Origin of the sequence: Actinoplanes aureus, assembly GCF_015704865.1 — a bacterium.
GTDB classification, from domain to species: domain Bacteria; phylum Actinomycetota; class Actinomycetes; order Mycobacteriales; family Micromonosporaceae; genus Actinoplanes; species Actinoplanes aureus.
The window spans coordinates 203,988-221,802 of the sequence record NZ_JADQTO010000009.1 but is presented as its reverse complement, the minus strand read 5'-3'; the positions used below and the strand labels follow the sequence as shown (position 1 = coordinate 221,802).

Here is a 17,815-nt window from a genome sequence, read left to right as displayed (position 1 = left end):
CCGCTCAGGGGTGCGCTGGCCGGCAACCGACTCCGGCAGAAGAAGGGCTCGATTCGGTTGTTCCGTCGTATCGCAATCATCAACCGGGGTGAGGCCGCCATGCGCCTCATCCACGCCGCGCGGGACCTGGCCGCAGAGACCGGGACACCGATCGAGACCGTCGCGCTCTACACCGACGTCGACCGGCACGCCACGTTCGTCCGCGAGGCCGACATCGCGTACGACCTCGGTCCGGCTGCCGCGCGTCCGTATCTGGATCTGAAGGTTCTCGAGCGCGCACTGGTCGAGACCGGGGCCGACGCGGCCTGGGTCGGCTGGGGCTTCGTGGCCGAGGACCCGGCCTTCGCCGAGCTGTGCGAGAAGGTCGGGGTGACCTTCATCGGGCCGAACCCGGACGCCATGCGCAAGCTCGGCGACAAGATCGGCTCCAAGCTGATCGCCGAGGAGGTCGGCGTCCCGGTGGCGCCGTGGAGCCGCGGCGAGGTCGCCACCCTGGAGGACGCCACGGCGGCCGCCGCGCAGATCGGGTACCCGCTGATGCTGAAGGCGACCGCCGGCGGCGGCGGGCGCGGCATCCGGGTGGTCCGCAGCGCGGACGAGCTCGCCGACGTCTACGAGCGCACCAGCCAGGAGGCCGCGCGGGCCTTCGGCAGCGGCGTCGTGTTCCTGGAGCGCCTGGTCACCGGCGCCCGGCACGTCGAGGTCCAGGTGATCGCCGACGGCCAGGGCACCGCGTGGGCGCTCGGCGTGCGGGACTGCTCGGTGCAGCGGCGCAACCAGAAGGTCATCGAGGAGTCGGCGTCGCCGGTCCTCGCCCCCGACCAGGTCGCCGAGCTGAAGGCGTCGGCCGAGCGGCTGGCCGTCGCGGTCGGCTACCGGGGCGCCGCGACCGTCGAGTTCCTCTACCACCCGGGCGAGAAGCTGTTCGCCTTCCTCGAGGTCAACACCCGCCTCCAGGTGGAGCACCCGATCACCGAGGCGACCACCAGCTTCGACCTGGTCAAGGCCCAGCTGTTCGTGGCCGCCGGCGGCAAGCTGGAGGGCGAGCGGCCGGCCGAGCGCGGGCACGCCATCGAGGCCCGGCTCAACGCCGAGGACCCGGACCGCGACTTCGCGCCCGCTCCGGGCCGGATCGCCCGCCTCGTCCTGCCCGCCGGGCCCGGCATCCGGGTGGACACCGGTGTCAGCGAGGGCGACACCATCGCCGCCGACTTCGACTCGATGATTGCCAAGATCATCGCGTACGGCCGGGACCGCGACGAGGCGCTCGGACGGCTGCGCCGCGCCATGGCCGAGACCACCGTGGTCATCGAGGGCGGCGCCACCAACAAGAGCTTCGTGCTCGACCTGCTGCACCAGCCCGAGGTGATCGACGCCAGCGCCGACACCGGCTGGATCGACCGGGTCCGCGGCGAGGGTCGCCTGGTCTCGCACCGGCACTCCGCGGTGGCGCTGACCGCCGCCGCGATCGAGGTGTACCAGGAGGAGGAGCAGGCCGAACAGCAGCGGTTGCTGTCCACCGCGTTCGGCGGGCGCCCGCAGGTGCAGCACGAGAGCGGCCGTCCGCTGGACCTCAAGCTGCGCGGCGTCACCTACCGGGTACGCGTCGCCCGGGTCGGCCCGCAGCGTTTCCGGGTCGGCATCGAGGCCGGCGACGACGCCCGGGTCGCCGACGTCGAGCTGGACCGCTTCGACCGGCACACCGGTCAGATCCGGGTGAACGGCACCCGCTACCGCCTGCTCACCGGCACCCACAAGTCGATTCACCTGGTCGAGGTCGACGGGGTGACGCACCGGATCAGCCGGGACGAGGGCGGCGTGCTGCGCTCGCCGATGCCGGCGCTGGTCGTCGCCACCCCGCTGGAGGTCGGCGCCGAGGTCGAGGCCGGCGCGCCGGTGCTGGTCCTGGAGGCCATGAAGATGGAGGCGGTGCTGCGGGCACCGTTCAAGGCCCGGCTCAAGGAGCTGGTGGTCACCGTCGGCAGCAAGGTCGACGCCGGCGCCCCGCTGCTGCGCCTGGAGCCGCTGGCCGGTGCCGAGGCCGAGCAGGCCGCCGTGGCCGAGGCGGTCGAGCTGGACCTGCCCGCCGCGCCCGGGGAGGCCTCGGCCGGCCAGCGCACCACCCGTGGCCACGAGGATCTGCGCAGCCTGCTGCTCGGTTTCGACGTGGACCCGCACGACAGCCGGCGGGTCCTCGACGACTACCTCGCCGCCCGTACCGAGGCGTCCCAGAACGGCCGCCGGCCGCTGGCGGAGGAGCTCGCCCTCATCGACGTCTTCGCCGACCTCACCGAGCTGAGCCGTAACCGGCCGGTCGGTGACGACAGCGAGGGCGACAGCCGGGTGCACAGCGCCCGCGAGCACTTCCACACCTACCTGCAGAGCCTGGACGCCGAGCGGGCCGGACTGCCGGAGGCGTTCCGCAGCCGGCTGACCAAGGCGTTCGGCCACTACGGGGTCACCGAGCTGGACCGGACCCCGCAGCTGGAGGCCGCGGTGTTCCGGCTGTTCCTGGCCCAGCAGCGCACCTCGGCCGACGCCAAGGTGATCGCGGCCCTGCTCAGCGTCTGGCTGCGCGAGTCGCCGCCGGACGAGGCGCTGCGCGAGCCGGTCGGCCTCGCCCTGGAGCGGCTGGTCGCCGCCACCCAGGTGCGCTTCCCGGCGCTCGCCGACCTGGCCCGCGGCGTGGTCTTCGCCTGGTTCGCCCAGCCGCTGCTGCTGCGCAACCGGGCCCGGGTCTACAACGCCGTCCGCGGCCACCTGCGCCACCTGGACGCCCATCCGGACTCGCCGGACCGGGACGAGCGGATCGCCGAGATGGTCCGCAGCACCGAGCCGCTGCTGCGGGTCCTCGGGCAGCGGCTGGTCCGCGCCGACCTGGACAACTCGGTCATGCTCGAGGTGCTGACCCGGCGCTACTACGGCAACAAGGATCTGACCGGGGTACGCACCAGCACCGTGGCCGGCGCCTCGTTCGTGGTCGCCGAGCGGGCCGGTTCCCGGCTGATCTCGTCGGCGGTGCGGTTCGAGGCGCTGGGCGCCACCCTGCACGGCCTGGCCGAGCTGGCCCGCGGTGACGGCGCGGTCGACGCCGACATCTACCTGGCCTGGGAGAACCAGCCGGAGGACCTGGACGCGACGGCGGCCGCCCTGCACGAGGTGGTCAACGCCGAGCCGCTGCCGGCGCAGGTGCTGCGGGTGACGTTCGCCGTCGCCGGGCGGGGCGGGGCGGTGGCGCACCACCACTTCACCTTCCGGCCGTCGATCACCGGGATGACCGAGGAGCGGCTGATCCGGGGGCTGCACCCGTACATCGCGCACCGGATGCAGCTGGAGCGGCTGAGCAAGTTCGACCTCACCCGCCTGCCCTCCTCCGACGAGGACGTCCACCTGTTCCAGTGCGTCGCCCGGGAGAACCCGTCGGACCAGCGCCTGGTCGCGTTCGCCCAGGTCCGCGACCTGACCGAGCTGCGCGAGCACGACGGTCGGCTGGTCGCGCTGCCCACCGCCGAGGACGTCGTGGCGACCTGCCTCGACTCGATCCGCCGGGCGCAGTCGCGGCGTTCGCCGAAGGAACGCTTCAAGAGCAACCGGATCGTCGTGTACGTCTGGCCGGCCAGCAACCTGAGCCCGGCCGAACTGGAGATGCTGGCCCGGCGGGTGCAGCCGACCACCGCGGGCGCCGGTCTCCAGGAGATCCTGTTCATCGCCCGGCAGCGTGACCCGAGAACCGGGCAGCTGACCAAGCTGGGCATGCGGATCGCCTTCGACGCCACCGGGCGGCCGGAGCTCTCCCTCGGCGAGCCGCCGACCGAGCCGGTCGAGCCGCTCGACGACTACCAGCAGAAGGTGCAGCGGGCGGCGGCCCGGAACACGGTCTACCCGTACGAGCTGACCGGTCTGCTCGGCGACTTCGCCGAGTACGACCTGGACGAGAGCCACGCTCTGGTGCCGGTGGACCGGCCCAAGGGGCGCAACAAAGCGGCCCTCGTCGCCGGTGTGGTGACCACACGCACCGCGCGGCACCCCGGGGGCATCAGCCGGGTGCTGCTGCTCGGCGACCCGACCAAGTCGCTCGGTGCGCTCTCCGAACCGGAGTGCCGCCGGGTGATCGCCGCCCTGGACCTGGCCGAGCGGATGCGGGTGCCGCTGGAGTGGTACGCGCTCTCCGCCGGCGCCCGGATCTCCATGGAGTCGGGCACCGAGAACATGGACTGGGTGGCCGCCGCGCTCAAGCGGATCGTCGAGTTCACCCAGGCCGGCGGTGAGATCAACATCGTGGTCGCGGGCATCAACGTCGGCGCCCAGCCGTACTGGAACGCCGAGGCCACGATGCTCATGCACACCAAGGGCATCCTGGTGATGACGCCGGAGTCGGCGATGGTGCTCACCGGCAAGCAGTCGCTGGACTTCTCCGGCGGCGTGTCGGCCGAGGACAACTTCGGCATCGGCGGCTACGACCGGGTGATGGGTCCGAACGGGCAGGCCCAGTACTGGGCGCCGGACCTGGCCGCCGCGGTCGAGGTGGTCATGTCGCACTACGACCACACGTACGTCGTGCCGGGCGAGATCGGCCCGCGGCGGACCGCCACCACCGACCCGGCCGACCGGGACGTCCGCGACTTCCCGCACACGAGCGCGGGCAGCGACTTCACCACGGTCGGCGAGATCTTCTCGGTCACGGCGAACCCGGACCGCAAGAAGCCGTTCGACATCCGTACGGTGATGCGGGCGCTCACCGACCAGGACCACCCGGTGCTGGAGCGCTGGGCCGGGATGGCCGACGCCGAGACCGCGGTGGTGCAGGACGTGCACCTCGGCGGCATCCCGGTGTGCCTGGTCGGTATCGAGTCCCGTTCGGTGCCGCGCGGTGGCTTCCCGCCCACCGACGGCCCGGACACCTACACCGCGGGCACGCTGTTCCCGCGCTCGTCGAAGAAGGTGGCGCGGGCGATCAACGCGGCCTCGGGCAACCGGCCCCTCGTGGTGCTGGCCAACCTGTCCGGGTTCGACGGCTCACCCGAGTCGATGCGCAAGCTCCAGCTGGAGTACGGCGCGGAGATCGGCCGGGCGATCGTCAACTTCCAGGGCCCGATCGTGTTCTGCGTGATCTCGCGGTACCACGGTGGTGCGTTCGTGGTCTTCTCGAAGGCGCTGAACCCGAACATGACCGTGCTCGCGGTCGACGGCTCCTTCGCCTCGGTGCTCGGCGGTGCCCCGGCGGCAGCGGTGGTGTTCGCCGGTGACGTGAACGCGCGTACCGCCGCCGACACGCGGATCCGGGAACTCGAGGCCCGGGCCGCCGCCTGCACCGGCCGGGACCGCAGCGCGCTGCTCGCCGAGCTGGACGGGCTGCGCTCGTCGGTCCGCGCCGAGAAGCTCAACGAGGTGGCCGCCGAGTTCGACCGGGTGCACAGCATCCAGCGCGCGGTCGAGGTCGGCTCGGTGGACGCCGTCATCGACGCCGCCGAGCTGCGCCCGCGCATCATCGGCGCGATCGAGGCCGGCCTGCGCTGACGACCGCCGGCGCCGTCGTGATGATCCCCGTGCATCACGGCGGCGCCGGCAGCTTGTCAGCTGTCGTCGGCGCAGTTCGAGTCCGTCGCCCGGTACATGCTGACCTGGTAACTGGTGGTGGTGCCGATGAGGTGCCGGCCCGGGCCCAGGTTCGGCCACTGGCGATACAGGGTGCCGTCCGGACTGTCCAGCCGCCACTGCCGGGTGCAGTAACCGGGGCCGGTGTACCAGCCGCCTGCTGTGTTCCAGCGGAGGTTGCGGTCGGTGTACTGGTTGTTGGGAAGCAACGCGTCGTACCTGGCGGGCGGAGCGTTGCGGTTGCGGATGACGCCGAGCCGCCCGCCGGTGAGATTGTCGTTCATGATCCAGTTGGTGGATGCCAGCGCCACCGTCGTGGTGACGTGCTGCAGGCCGACGGTGGCCAGGAGTGCGGCGGCGCCGAGCGCGGCGCCTGTTCGCCTGAATCGTTGTGTCATGGAGTCCGACCGTATTGACGACCTTCTCTGCTGTCGTCCGCTGTGCGGCAGAGCCGCCGGTAAACCTAGGCGGTAGGCGCGTCGTGGTGGGTGGGTCCCAGCCGCCCGGGCACCACCAGGCCGGACTCGTAGGCGGCCACCACGGCCTGCGCCCGGCTGGCAAGGCCCAGCTTGGTCATCAGCCGGTTCAGATGGGTCTTCACGGTGCCCTCGCCGATGAACAACTCGGCGGCGATCTCCGCGTTGGACCGGCCGGTCGCGACGAGCCGCAGCACCTCCACCTCACGGCCGGTCAGCCCGGACAGGTCCGGGAACGGCTCGCCGGACCCGTCGGTCCGCAGGTATGCCTCCACGAGACGCCGCACGACGCTCGGCGCGAACAGCTGGCTGCCGGCCGCGATCATCTTGATCGCCTCGATCAGCTGCTCCGCGGAGACGTCCTTGAGCAGGAAGCCGCTGGCCCCGGCACGCAGCGCGGCGTACACGTACTCGTCGAGGTCGAACGTGGTGAGCACCAGGATCCGTGGCGGCGTGGGCTGGGCCAGGATCCGCCGGGTGGCGCCGACCCCGTCGAGTTCCGGCATCCGGATGTCCATCAGGATCACCTCGGGCCGCAGCGCACTGGCGCGAGCCACCGCATCGTTGCCGTCCTCGGCCTCGCCGGCCAGTTCCAGGCCCGGCGCGGCCCGGATCAGCGCGCCGAGTCCGGCGCGGATGAGCGGCTGATCGTCGGCGACCAGGACACTGACCATCTCACCGATCCCCCTCCGGTCGTGCTGCGGTGTCCAGCGGCAGGACCGCCGTGACCGTGTAACCGCGTGGCTCGCGTGGACCCGCGGTCAGCGACCCGCCGTAGAGGCGGGCCCGTTCATCCATGCCGATGATGCCCTGCCCCTGTGCGCCGGGCCCAGGCCCGTGACCGTCGTCGGTGATCGTCACGGTCAGCTCGTCCGCACCGAAGTGCAGGTTGACCTCGGCGTTCGCGGCGGCCGCGTGCTTGAGCACATTGGTCAGCGACTCCTGCACGATGCGGTACACCGCGACGGCCGGGCCGGGGGAGAGCTCGCGGGGCGTACCGGTGACAGTCAGCGAGACCGCCGGGCCCGCGGCCCGGACCCGGTCGATCAGGTCGCCCAGACCGGCGATGCCGGGCGCCGGGGTGAACGGCCGTTCGTCGTCGCGGCCGGCCCGCAGCAGGCCGAGCATCCGGCGCATCTCCGCCAGGGCCTCGCTGCTCGTGTCGATCACCGAGTCCAGCGCGGTGCTCGCGGTGGCCGGATCCGATCGCAGCACGAACCGGGCGAGCCCGGCCTGCACCGACACGACGGTGAGATGGTGGGCGATCACGTCGTGCAGCTCGCGGGCGATGCGCACGCGCTCGTCGGCGATCGCCCGCCGCCGGCGTTCCGCCTGACCGTCGCGCAACGCGGCGGCCGCCTCGGCGAGCCGCCGGTTGCGGTCCTCGAGCTGACCGGCGGCCCGGCCGAACCACCACACGATCAACGGGATGGCGACGCCCTGCACGACGACGCCGGCCATCGAGGAACCCTCGCTGATCAGTCCCGCGTAGATCCATCCGGCCGCGCTGACCGCGACCCAGGCGAGCGACTCGCGGGCCGGGCGGCGCGCGGCCACCGTGTAGAAGGCCAGCAACATCGCGTACGCGTTGACGACCGGCCAGTAGCCCGCCGATACGTACGCCAGCCACAGCACCGCCGAAGCGGCCGCGGCGAAAGTCGGCCATCGGCGGCGGACCGTCAGGGGCAGGCTGATCGCCACCGTCAGCGCGTACGCGAGTGGGTCGAATTCGCGCCACGGCGCGGGGGTGTTCTCCGAGCCGAGCAGGCAGCCGACGGTGGCCATGGCGACGGCCACCGCGCCGTCGGCGAGCAGGGGGTGCGCCGCCGGCAGGCGCGCGATTCGATCCTTGATCGCGCCGTGCACGGCCGCACTGTAGCGGCAGCCCGCGCCGCGCGACATCAACCAGGGTGAGCACGCCGATACCACCGTGGTTTACCCGAGGTCCGCATCTTTTCGGTACGGGAGACCGGCCGTCCCGAAGAAGTCGGCCCGTCCCCGATCTCCCAGCGCGAGCGAGCAGCCCCGCGCGGCCCCGAGCGCGACCGCCGGGAAACGGGAGGCCCCTAGCGCGAGCACATTCGCTCCGGCCGGTCTGCCCTCCCGGTAGGGTGACCGACCATGTGGAGAAGGCTGTGGCGTGCGGCCGGCGGGTGGCCGGGGTTCACGCCGATCGCGCGCCGGATGGTCCGCCTGGACCGGTGGCTCGGCCGGGTCACCGGCGGGCGCGTGGTGGCCCTCGGCATGGCGCCCTCGCTCATGCTCACCACGACCGGACGCCGCAGCGGCCTGCCGCGCAGCCAGCCGCTGCAATACGTCCGCGACGGCGACGACCTGGTCGTGATCGCCTCGAACTGGGGCGGCGAGAAGGATCCGGCCTGGTCCTGGAACCTGCGCGCGAACCCGAGTGCCGGCGTCACCCTGGACGGCCGTGAGGTGCCGGTGACCGCCACCGAGGCCGAGGGCGCCGACCGGGAACGGCTCTGGCAGCTGATCGTCGACCAGTGGCCGGGCTACGAGAACTACCGCACCCGCGCCGCGCACCGGCGCCTGCGCATCTTCCGCCTGACGCCCGCACGGTGATCAGGCGGCGTCCTCGGCCTCGTCCGCGCCGGGTTCCCAGCGCAGCAGGTCGCCGGGCTGGCATCGGAGGACCTCGCACAGGGCGGCGAGCGTGGAGAAGCGGACCGCCTTGGCGCGGCCGTTCTTGAGGACGGCCAGGTTCGCCGGGGTGATGCCGACCTGCTCGGCGAGCGTGCCGACGGACATCTTGCGCCGGGCCAGCATCACGTCGATGTCGACGATGATCGGCATCAGATCACCTCGTCCAGCTCGGCCCGCAGGTGCTTCGCCTCGGCGTCGCGGGCGACCGCCTGGGCGAGCAGGGTCCGCATCACGAAGACGACCAGGCCGACGCCGCCGATCATGACGGAGGCGCCGCAGATCAGGCCGACGATGCCGGGAGCGACTTCCTCGCCGGGCGCGAGCGTGACCGCCATGGCGAAGGCGAGCAGGGCGGCCGCCGCCATCGCGCCGATCACGATGTCCACGTAGCGGAACGCGGCATGGGAGAAGACCGTGCCGCGCCGCACCATGGTGAGCAGCCGCCACACGCAGACCATGGTGATCTGGGTGGTCAGGATGCCCAGCACGATGATGCCGAGGATCGGCACCCGCCGGGCGACCAGGCCCGGTCCGAAGTCCTCCAGGTCGGCGGCGAAGAGCGCGACCATCACTGTCTGCACGAAGAGTGACCCGGCGAGCCCGAGCACCAGTACTCCGCGCAACGCGAGCACAGCCAGACGTCCCACGATTGTTCCTTCCGATCGAGTAACGTGCAGAAGCTATCGAATTTCGATCGGTATCGCAAGGAAATCGATCGTTGCCATGATCGCATCCCAGCCGGGCCCGTTTGCGCATCCATAGACAAATAGCAATGTGACTATGGATCAGGAGCCGGCTCGGCGGCGCAGACTTAGTGATCGTTCAGGCGGTCCGCCTCCACCGGCGGGCCCGTCGCGTAAGGAGCCCTGGATGTCCACGTCCCCGGCCCGCCGGCGAGCTTCGCTCGTCACCCTCCTCACCGTCCTGGCCGTCCTCGTCGCGGCGACTCCGGCGTACGCCGTGACCGCCGCCGAGAAGGCGGCGGTCCTGTCCTCCTTCACCCAGACCAGCGCCTCCAGCTACAACAGCTGGAACGCCGCCCGGCAGAACCAGGGCGCCTGGTCGGCGTACCGGTTCGACTGGAGCACCGACTACTGCTCCGCCAGCCCGGACAACCCGATCGGCTTCGACTTCAAGCTGTCCTGCTGGCGCCACGACTTCGGCTACCGCAACTACAAGGACATCGGCGCCTTCAGCGCGAACAAGAGCCGCGTCGACTCGGCGTTCTACGCCGACCTCAAGCGCAAGTGCGCCACCTACGCGAGCGCGGTCCGGCCGGCCTGCAACAGTCTGGCGTGGACCTACTACCAGGCGGTCTCGATCTTCGGATCGCTCGCCGCGGTCGAGTCGGCCGACCTGCAAGCGGCCGCCGACCTCAAGGCCGCGGCGACGGCCGCCGGCTGACCATCCATGATCGCGAGCGCGCGGCCGGAAAAGGGCCGCGCGCTCGCTCAGTTCGGCGCCGGAGCCGGCTCGGCGGCCACGACCGCGCTGCCGGCCCGGGAGTACGCGCGCACGCCCAGCACGATCAGCGGCACGAACATGACGGCGAGGACCGCGGTCGGGATCCAGCCCACCGGGGGAGTCAGAAAGAACCCGACCGTGGCGGCGCCGTACAGGGCGGGTGCCCACCAGCCGAGGATGCCGGCGCGCGCGAACCCGGCCAGCATGAGCAGCAGCGCGGGGAACAGCAGGAACCCGGTCACCACCCACGCGCTGGTGCCGCCGAGCCCTTCGGCGCTCTCGTAGACGCGGACCGCGTCGGCGACCGGCAGTCCCTGATGCAGCGCGATCTTGTAGAAGTCCGAGTACACCTGCCCGGACACCGAGATCATGCCGAGGGCCGCGATGACCGCCCCGGCCGTCGTCAGGATCGCGCCGCGGGTGCCGCGCAGCAGCGACAGCGCGCCGACGAGGCCGAGTGCGAGCACGGCCCAGCCGAGGCTGAGCAGGATCGCCGACAGCTGGGCGCGACCCGGGCTGCCGCCGAGGGCGGCGAGGTACGTCGCGCTCTCCAGGTTGTCCTGCGGTGGAACCGTCGCCCAGCCGGCTATCTCGATCACCACACCGGCGATCAGGGCGGTGCCGGTCAGGATCCGGCGGCGGGACAGGGTGGGGTCAGCAAGCATGTCACTCTCCGTGTGCGGGCCGCGGTGTCGCGGCGAACGGTGAGGACGTTAGGGAGGACGGACCTAACCGGGCTTCCGTCCTGCGGGGGAGACGTTCGCTGATCATGCTCCGCCTCGCGGCGGAGGTAGCGGCGGTGCTCGGTGCCGTATCGTCGCCGGGTGCCACGACGGGGAGTGCTGAAGGACCGGTGGGCGGCATCGGCGCTCGGGGTGCTGCTGGCCGTCGCCGGGGTCTACGAAGCGTATGCGGACGTGCTCTGGCAGGAGCACCGGTCCGCGGCCGCGGGCGTGGCCGTGGCGTACGGATCGGCGGTCGTCCTGGCCGGCTGGCGGTCGTTGTCCGCGCTGCTGCTGGTCACCGCGCTCTACCCCGGCTCGAAGCTGCTGGGTCTCACCGATCTCGGCGGCGCCGGCCTGGTCGCCATGCTGGCCGTGGTCGGCTGGGCCGGCGCCCGCGCCGCCTCGGTACGGTGGGCCGCCTGGCTGACCGTGGCCCTCGTCGTGGTCTTCGGGATGACCACGGTCAGCGAGAACGCGCCGTTCTGGGACCCGGTGTTCTTCGGGCTCGCCGCCGGCGCCGCCTGGGGTGCGGGCAGCCTGGTCCGGCGCGAGGGCGCCCGCTCGGCCGAGCTGGCGGAGCTGGCCGCGCAACTGGCCGAGCAGCGCGAATTGCGAGCCCGGCAGGCGGTCGCGGCCGAACGCACCCGGATCGCCCGGGAACTGCACGACGCCGTCGCGCACTCGGTCAGCGTGATGGTGCTCCAGGTCGGCGTAGCCCGGCGGCTGCACGGCAGACCCGAGGCCGAGCAGCTGCTCGCCGAGGTGGAGCGGCTGGGCCGGGAGTCGGTGTCCGAGTTGCACCGCACGGTGGGGATCCTGCGCGACTCCGAGCATCCCGACGACGCCGAGGATGCCCCGCAGCCGTCGCTGCGCTCGCTCGACGCGCTGGCCGAGCAGGTCCGGTCGGCCGGGTGCCCGGTGCGGGTGGCGATCGACGGTGATGCGGTGCCCCTGCCGCCCGGTCTGGAGCTGTCGGCGTACCGGATCGTGCAGGAGGCGCTGACCAGCGTGCTGCGCCACGCCCCGGGCGCGTCGGCCGAGGTCCGGCTGCGCTACACGCGTGACGCGCTGACGGCCGAGGTGAGCAACACCGCCGCTGAGCGGACGACGGCGACGGCCACCGGCGGCGGGAACGGGCAGACCGGCATGCGAGAGCGCATCAAGTTGTACGACGGCACCCTGCACGCCGCCGCCGAGCCCGGCGGTGGTTACCGCGTCGTCGCCACGTTCCCGATCCGGAGGCGGCTACCGTGAGCATCCGAGTCCTGCTCGCCGACGACGAGGCGATGGTCCGGGCCGGCCTGCGGCTGCTCGTCGACAACGAGCCCGACCTGACGGTGGTCGGCGAGGCGGTCGACGGCGCCGAGGCGGTGGTGCTGGCCGGGCGGACCGCGCCGGACGTGGTGCTCATGGACATCCGCATGCCGCTGCTGGACGGCATCGAGGCCGCCCGGCAGATCATCGCCGCCCGTCCGGAGTCCCGGGTGATCATGCTGACCACGTTCCGTGAGGACCGCTACCTGCAGGAGGCGCTGCGGTCTGGGGTGAGCGGGTTCCTGCTCAAGGTGTCCCCGCCGCAGCAGATGCTGGACGCGATCCGGGTCGTCGCCGACGGCGGGGGACTGCTCGACCCGTCGGTGACGCTGCGGGTCATCGAATCGTTCGCCGGACAGGCGGGGCGCACCAGCCGGGCGGCCGAGCTGACCCGGCTCTCGCCGCGGGAACTGGACGTGCTCGCGCTGGTCGCCCGGGGTCTGTCCAACGCGGAGATCGCCGCCCGGCTGTACATCGGCGAGGCGACGGTGAAGACCCACGTGGCGAACTTCCTGACGAAGCTCGGGCTGCGCGACCGGGTCCAGGCGGTGGCGTTCGCGTACGAGAGCGGCCTGATCCGGCCCGGTGAGGCCTGACCAGGCCGCTCTCCTCAGGTCAGCACCAGGTCAGCGTGGAATTCGTACGCGTGACGTTGCTGATCGTGTTGTTGCTGCCCGTACACGGGCTCCAGGTGATGTTGGTGTTGCTCACCGACAGGTTCTGGAGCCGGATGCCGGACGACGGCGCGAACTCGGTCCGGTTGGCGATGCGGACCTCGCCGCCGCCGCTGATCGTGCCGGACACCCCGGCGATCACGCCGTTGTAGCAGTTCTCCAGCAGGACCGAGTTGTTGCCGGTGTTGGCGATGTCGACCCGGTCGATGGTGAAGCCGCCGCTCTCCGAGACGCAGAAGACGCCCCGGCCGCCGCCGCGCGCCTTCACCGTGCCGACCTTGATGTTGTTCGGGTACGAGCTGCCCACCCGCCCGTTGCGGTTGGCCATCCGGAACGCGGCGTAACCCGTGCCGGCTCCGGCGTTGTCGGCGTCGACGGTGCCGACCGTCGCGTTGATCGTCTGGTTCAGCAGTAGACCGGACTCGCCGACACTGCGGGCCGTCACGGTGCCGATCGTGATGCCGTCCACGCCGTAGGTCTCCACCGCGTGCGAGCTGGCGCCCTGCACGTACACATTGTCGATCTTGACGTTGCGGGTCCACTGGCTGGTGTCGCCGCGGTTGTCGATGCGCACGCCGAGGCCGGCGCTGAGCCGCATGTCGAGCTGGCCGAGCCAGACGTTGCTGACGTTGCGCATGAAGATGCCGTAGATCGGCGAGCCGGTGAGGTTGAGGTACGGCACCTCGATGTTGCTGACGCCGCGCGCGTAGATCGGGGCGTAGTCGCCGCTGCCGGAGCCGGTCACGTTGATCGTGCCGCAGACCGACAGCGAGGTCCAGTTGGCCAGCGAGATCCGGCTGCCGGCGCTCATCGAGCCGTTGCCGCGCACCACGACGCGCTGCATTGACGTACGCCCGGCGCTCAGGCTGCCGATGCCGGCCTGGACCGCGGCGCGGAAGTCGGTGCCGGTGTAGACGCTGGCACCGGAGGCGTTGCGGGCCGTCCAGGTGCTGCCGCTGACGGTCACCTCGGACTGGAACGTGCCGGACCCGCAGCCGCTGGTCGAGCCGCCGCCGGTGCCGACCTGGACCATCTGCCAGCGCTGGTTGGCGCCGTCGGCGTCGGCGAACTGGGAGATGATCGCGCCGTCGGCGGTGGACCACTCCCACAGGTCGAGGGCCTTGCCGCTGTGCCGGTTGATGAATCGCACGTCGCCGCTCGCGGAGTCCTTGAGCGTGAACTGCTGGCGGGTGGTGCCGTTGTCCGGGTTCTGCACCAGCTGGGTGCCGTCGTTGGTGTTCGGCAGCTCCAGGAACAGGCCGCTGTGCCGGCTCCTGATCTTGTACCAGCCGCTGCCGGCGTCGACGAACTGCCACTGCTGCCAGTTGCCGTCGTTGCGGGTGAACTGGGCGATGCCGGACCCGGCGGTGGTGGCCAGGTTGTAGACGTCCATCGCCTTGCCGCTGTGCCGGTTGACGAAGACGTACCAGGCGGCGGTGTTGACCGTGGCGGCGTTGGCCTGATGGAGGCCGACGACCGCGCCGGCGCCGGCCAGCGCGGTCACCACCACGCCGATGAGGGCGGCGCGCCAGCGGCGCCGCCGGGGCGGGGATGCGGGGGAGGTCATGGGGATTCCTTCTCCGTAGCTGTGAGCGTTAACATTCGCGATGACCGGTGGGGGATCCAGGCACCACCCGCCCACTATATAGATGCCCGTGAATGGATGTTGGCGTGCCCACGTCTTTCAGTGGCCGCGCGCCCGCAAAAGGTTGCTCGACCTCCGATTTCACGGAACGCGATCTTCTGGTGTTTTTCTGTGCGCCGCCCTCTGGGAATCTGGACTCAGAACGCCTAGCCTCACGCCTACTGGTGAGTAACAAATTGCCGGGACCATTGAACCCGTGGCCCGCGTCACACGTTTTCACGATCAACTTCAACCGAGGAGTCAACGGATGATCATCGGTGTACCGCGCGACCCGCATCCGGGTGAGCGGCGGGTGGCGGCGACGCCCGCCACCGTGGCGGAGTTGGTCAAGCTCGGATACGGCGTGGTGATCGAGGCCGGCGCCGGCGCCGAATCCTCCTTCTCCGACGAGGCCTACGCCGCCGCCGGGGCGACCATCGGCGACCCGCTCGCGGCGGACGTCGTGTTCGCCATCAACCCGCCGCCGGCCGAGCAGCTCGACAAACTCGCCGAGGGCACCACGCTGATCGGGATGCTGAACCCGCGCCTGGACCCGGACCTGGTGGCGGAGCTGGCCCGCCGTCCGATCACGGCGCTCTCCATGGACGCCGTCCCGCGCATCTCCCGGGCGCAGTCGCTGGACGTACTGTCCTCGATGGCCAACATCGCCGGCTACCGCGCGGTGGTCGAGGCGGCGCACGCTTTCGGCCGGTTCTTCACCGGCCAGGTCACCGCCGCGGGCAAGGTCGCGCCGGCCAAGGTGCTCGTCGCGGGCGCGGGCGTGGCCGGCCTCGCGGCCATCGGTGCCGCCGGCAGTCTGGGCGCGATCGTACGGGCCACCGACCCGCGACCCGAAGTGGCCGACCAGGTCCGTTCCCTGGGCGGCGAGTACCTGGCCGTCGAGTCCGCCGAGGTGGAGGTCTCCTCGACCGGTTACGCCAAGCAGATGTCCGACGACTACAACGAGCGCGCCGCGCAGCTCTACGCGGTCCAGGCCGCCGAGGTCGACATCATCATCACCACCGCGCTGATCCCCGGTAAGCCGGCGCCGCGCCTGATCACCGCGCAGATGGTGGCCAGCATGAAACCGGGCAGCGTGATCGTCGACATGGCCGCGGCCAACGGCGGCAACGTCGAGGGCACCGTCGCGGGCGAGGTGGTGGTCACCGCGAACGGCGTCACCATCATCGGCTACACCGACCTGCCCGGCCGCCTGCCCGCCCAGGCCTCCCAGCTGTACGGCACCAACCTGGTGAATCTCATGAAGCTGATGACCCCGGAGAAGGACGGGCAGCTGGTCCTCGACTTCGACGACGTCGTCCAGCGCGGGATCACCGTGGTCCGCGACGGCGAGTTGACCTGGCCGCCGCCGCCGGTCGCGGTCTCCGCGGCGCCGGCCGTCGTCGAGAAGGCCCCGGTCAAGGTGGCGGCCGCACCGCCGTCCAAGACGCGCGGGCACGTGCTGGTCGGAGCCGGCGCCGCCGTACTGTTCCTGCTCACCGCGCTGGCGCCGGCCGCGCTGCGCCCCCACCTGACCGTCTTCGCCCTGGCGATCGTCATCGGCTACTACGTCATCGGGCACGTGCACCACGCCCTGCACACGCCGCTCATGTCGGTCACCAACGCGATCTCCGGGATCATCGTCGTCGGCGCCCTGCTGCAGCTCGGACACGGCGACACCGCGGTGACCGTGCTCTCGTTCGTCGCGATCCTGCTGGCCAGCATCAACATCTTCGGTGGCTTCGCGGTGACCCGCCGCATGCTCGCCATGTTCTCCAGGAGCTGATCTGATGACCGTCGAAACCGCGGCCCAGGCGGCGTACATCGTCGCCGCCCTGCTCTTCATCCTGGCGCTGGCCGGCCTGTCCAAGCACGAGACCGCTAGGGCCGGCAACAGCTTCGGCATCGCCGGCATGGCCGTGGCGCTCGCCGCCACCGTCGCCCTGGCGATCGCCGGCGACATCAGCACCACCGGGCTGATCCTGCTCGCGGCGGCCACGCTGATCGGCGCCGCGATCGGCCTGCACCGAGCCGGCCGGGTCGAGATGACCGGCATGCCGGAACTGATCGCCCTGCTGCACAGCTTCGTCGGTCTCGCCGCCGTGCTGGTCGGCTGGAACGGCTACCTGCACGTCGAGGCCCACCCGGACGGCGCCGAGGCGGCCCTGCTGAACGCTCAGGACATGCTCGGCATCCACAGTGCCGAGGTGGTGATCGGCGTCTTCATCGGCGCGGTCACCTTCACCGGCTCGATCGTGGCGTTCCTCAAGCTGTCCGCCCGGATCAAGTCCAGCCCGCTCATGCTGCCCGGCAAGAACGCCCTGAACGTCGGCGCACTCGCCGCGTTCGCCGTGCTCACCGCCTGGTTCGTGATCACCCCGCGGCTGTGGCTGCTGATCGTCGTGACCGTCATCGCGCTGCTGCTCGGCTGGCACCTGGTCGCCTCGATCGGCGGCGGCGACATGCCGGTCGTGGTGTCCATGCTGAACAGCTACTCCGGCTGGGCCGCCGCGGCCGCCGGCTTCCTGCTCGAGAACGACCTGCTCATCGTCACCGGTGCGCTCGTCGGCTCGTCCGGTGCCTACCTGTCGTACATCATGTGCAAGGCGATGAACCGGTCCTTCCTGTCGGTCATCGCCGGTGGCTTCGGTATCGAGGCCGGTCCGGCCGACGCCAAGGACTACGGCGAACACCGGGAGATCAACGCCGAAGGCGTCGCGGAGTTGCTCACCACCGCCGACTCGGTCGTCATCACCCCCGGCTACGGCATGGCCGTCGCTCAGGCCCAGCACGGTGTCGCCGAGCTGACCCGGGTGCTGCGTGAGCGCGGCGTGCGGGTGCGCTTCGGCATCCACCCGGTGGCCGGCCGCCTGCCCGGCCACATGAACGTGCTGCTTGCCGAGGCTCGCGTGCCGTACGACATCGTCCTGGAGATGGACGAGATCAACGACGACTTCTCCGGCACCTCGGTCGTCCTGGTGATCGGCGCCAACGACACCGTCAACCCGGCGGCCACCGATGACCCGACCAGCCCGATCGCCGGTATGCCGGTGCTCACCGTCTGGGAGGCGGACCAGGTGATCGTCTTCAAGCGGTCGATGGCCTCCGGGTACGCCGGCGTGCAGAACCCGCTGTTCTTCCGGGAGAACTGCGCCATGCTCTTCGGCGACGCGAAGGAGCGGGTCGACGACATCCTGCGGGCGGTCACCGCCGTCACCCCGGCGGCGATGCACCGCTGATCCGCGCCGTCACCGCCGAAACAGTCGGAGCACGGTGTCG

At 71.4% G+C, this 17,815-nt stretch carries 14 protein-coding genes; 7 read left to right on the top strand and 7 right to left on the bottom strand.

Annotated elements, in window-relative coordinates; genetic code table 11:
• The first annotated feature begins 57 nt into the window (after positions 1–57).
• A complete protein-coding gene (locus I4J89_RS20920) occupies positions 58–5,517 on the top strand; it encodes an ATP-binding protein (RefSeq protein WP_196415684.1) in 5,460 nt (1,819 codons plus the stop codon).
• 56 nt (positions 5,518–5,573) lie between these two features.
• Here the strand turns inward: I4J89_RS20920 and I4J89_RS20915 are convergent, their stop codons facing one another.
• From I4J89_RS20915 to I4J89_RS20905, 3 genes are all read right to left on the bottom strand, one after another.
• Positions 5,574–5,993, bottom strand: coding sequence for a hypothetical protein (locus tag I4J89_RS20915; protein ID WP_196415683.1), 420 nt, complete (start codon positions 5,991–5,993; stop codon positions 5,574–5,576).
• 65 nt (positions 5,994–6,058) lie between these two features.
• Positions 6,059–6,745 carry a response regulator gene (locus I4J89_RS20910; protein ID WP_196415682.1) on the bottom strand — a complete coding sequence of 229 codons (687 nt, stop codon included), beginning with the start codon at positions 6,743–6,745 and terminating at the stop codon, positions 6,059–6,061.
• Between the two features lies 1 nt (position 6,746).
• The gene (locus tag I4J89_RS20905; protein WP_196415681.1) at positions 6,747–7,937 is read right to left on the bottom strand and encodes a sensor histidine kinase; all 1,191 of its coding nucleotides are present in this window, start codon (positions 7,935–7,937) and stop codon (positions 6,747–6,749) included.
• A 255-nt stretch (positions 7,938–8,192) separates the two neighbouring features.
• Here I4J89_RS20905 and I4J89_RS20900 point away from each other — a divergent pair, with 255 nt between their 5' ends.
• The gene (locus tag I4J89_RS20900; RefSeq protein WP_196415680.1) at positions 8,193–8,654 is read left to right on the top strand and encodes a nitroreductase/quinone reductase family protein; all 462 of its coding nucleotides are present in this window, start codon (positions 8,193–8,195) and stop codon (positions 8,652–8,654) included.
• On the opposite strand, the gene I4J89_RS20895 is transcribed toward I4J89_RS20900, so the two are convergent.
• Both I4J89_RS20895 and I4J89_RS20890 read right to left on the bottom strand, forming a co-directional pair.
• Entirely contained in the window at positions 8,655–8,885 is a 231-nt protein-coding gene (locus I4J89_RS20895; RefSeq protein WP_196415679.1) for a helix-turn-helix domain-containing protein, read from the bottom strand.
• Positions 8,885–9,382 carry a DUF2975 domain-containing protein gene (locus I4J89_RS20890; protein ID WP_196415678.1) on the bottom strand — a complete coding sequence of 166 codons (498 nt, stop codon included), beginning with the start codon at positions 9,380–9,382 and terminating at the stop codon, positions 8,885–8,887. Before I4J89_RS20890 ends, I4J89_RS20895 begins: the two co-directional genes overlap by 1 nt.
• Before the next feature lie 223 nt (positions 9,383–9,605).
• Between I4J89_RS20890 and I4J89_RS20885 the strand changes: the two genes are divergently transcribed.
• Complete coding sequence (locus I4J89_RS20885; protein WP_196415677.1) at positions 9,606–10,139, top strand: phospholipase; 534 nt, start codon at positions 9,606–9,608, stop codon at positions 10,137–10,139.
• Positions 10,140–10,186: 47 nt separating this feature from the next.
• Here the strand turns inward: I4J89_RS20885 and I4J89_RS20880 are convergent, their stop codons facing one another.
• Positions 10,187–10,864, bottom strand: coding sequence for a hypothetical protein (locus I4J89_RS20880; RefSeq protein WP_196415676.1), 678 nt, complete (start codon positions 10,862–10,864; stop codon positions 10,187–10,189).
• A gap of 159 nt (positions 10,865–11,023) precedes the next feature.
• Between I4J89_RS20880 and I4J89_RS49605 the strand changes: the two genes are divergently transcribed.
• On the top strand, positions 11,024–12,178 hold the full coding sequence (locus I4J89_RS49605; RefSeq protein WP_196415675.1) for a sensor histidine kinase: 1,155 nt from the start codon (positions 11,024–11,026) through the stop codon (positions 12,176–12,178).
• Positions 12,175–12,834, top strand: a complete 660-nt coding sequence (locus I4J89_RS20870) for a response regulator (protein ID WP_196415674.1) — start codon at positions 12,175–12,177, stop codon at positions 12,832–12,834. The genes I4J89_RS49605 and I4J89_RS20870 overlap by 4 nt, the downstream gene beginning before the upstream one ends.
• Before the next feature lie 19 nt (positions 12,835–12,853).
• Here I4J89_RS20870 and I4J89_RS20865 read toward each other — a convergent pair whose 3' ends face one another.
• Positions 12,854–14,479, bottom strand: coding sequence for an RICIN domain-containing protein (locus I4J89_RS20865; protein WP_196415673.1), 1,626 nt, complete (start codon positions 14,477–14,479; stop codon positions 12,854–12,856).
• Positions 14,480–14,804: 325 nt separating this feature from the next.
• On the opposite strand from I4J89_RS20865, the gene I4J89_RS20860 reads away from it, so the two are divergent.
• A complete protein-coding gene (locus tag I4J89_RS20860) occupies positions 14,805–16,322 on the top strand; it encodes a Re/Si-specific NAD(P)(+) transhydrogenase subunit alpha (RefSeq protein WP_196415672.1) in 1,518 nt (505 codons plus the stop codon).
• 4 nt (positions 16,323–16,326) lie between these two features.
• Entirely contained in the window at positions 16,327–17,775 is a 1,449-nt protein-coding gene (gene pntB / locus I4J89_RS20855; RefSeq protein ID WP_230859304.1) for a Re/Si-specific NAD(P)(+) transhydrogenase subunit beta, read from the top strand.
• The last annotated feature ends 40 nt before the right edge of the window (positions 17,776–17,815 follow it).

Excerpts from the sequence above, each read along its gene's own strand:
- pntB (WP_230859304.1), top strand. The coding sequence starts at position 16,327 with ATGACCGTCGAAACCGCGGCCCAGGCGGCGTACATCGTCGCCGCCCTG.
- I4J89_RS20865 (WP_196415673.1), bottom strand. The coding sequence starts at position 14,479 with ATGACCTCCCCCGCATCCCCGCCCCGGCGGCGCCGCTGGCGCGCCGCC.
- I4J89_RS20910 (WP_196415682.1), bottom strand. The coding sequence starts at position 6,745 with ATGGTCAGTGTCCTGGTCGCCGACGATCAGCCGCTCATCCGCGCCGGA.
- I4J89_RS20895 (WP_196415679.1), bottom strand. The coding sequence starts at position 8,885 with ATGCCGATCATCGTCGACATCGACGTGATGCTGGCCCGGCGCAAGATG.
- I4J89_RS20885 (WP_196415677.1), top strand. The coding sequence starts at position 9,606 with ATGTCCACGTCCCCGGCCCGCCGGCGAGCTTCGCTCGTCACCCTCCTC.
- I4J89_RS20900 (WP_196415680.1), top strand. The coding sequence starts at position 8,193 with ATGTGGAGAAGGCTGTGGCGTGCGGCCGGCGGGTGGCCGGGGTTCACG.
- I4J89_RS20880 (WP_196415676.1), bottom strand. The coding sequence starts at position 10,864 with ATGCTTGCTGACCCCACCCTGTCCCGCCGCCGGATCCTGACCGGCACC.
- I4J89_RS20915 (WP_196415683.1), bottom strand. The coding sequence starts at position 5,993 with ATGACACAACGATTCAGGCGAACAGGCGCCGCGCTCGGCGCCGCCGCA.
- I4J89_RS20860 (WP_196415672.1), top strand. The coding sequence starts at position 14,805 with ATGATCATCGGTGTACCGCGCGACCCGCATCCGGGTGAGCGGCGGGTG.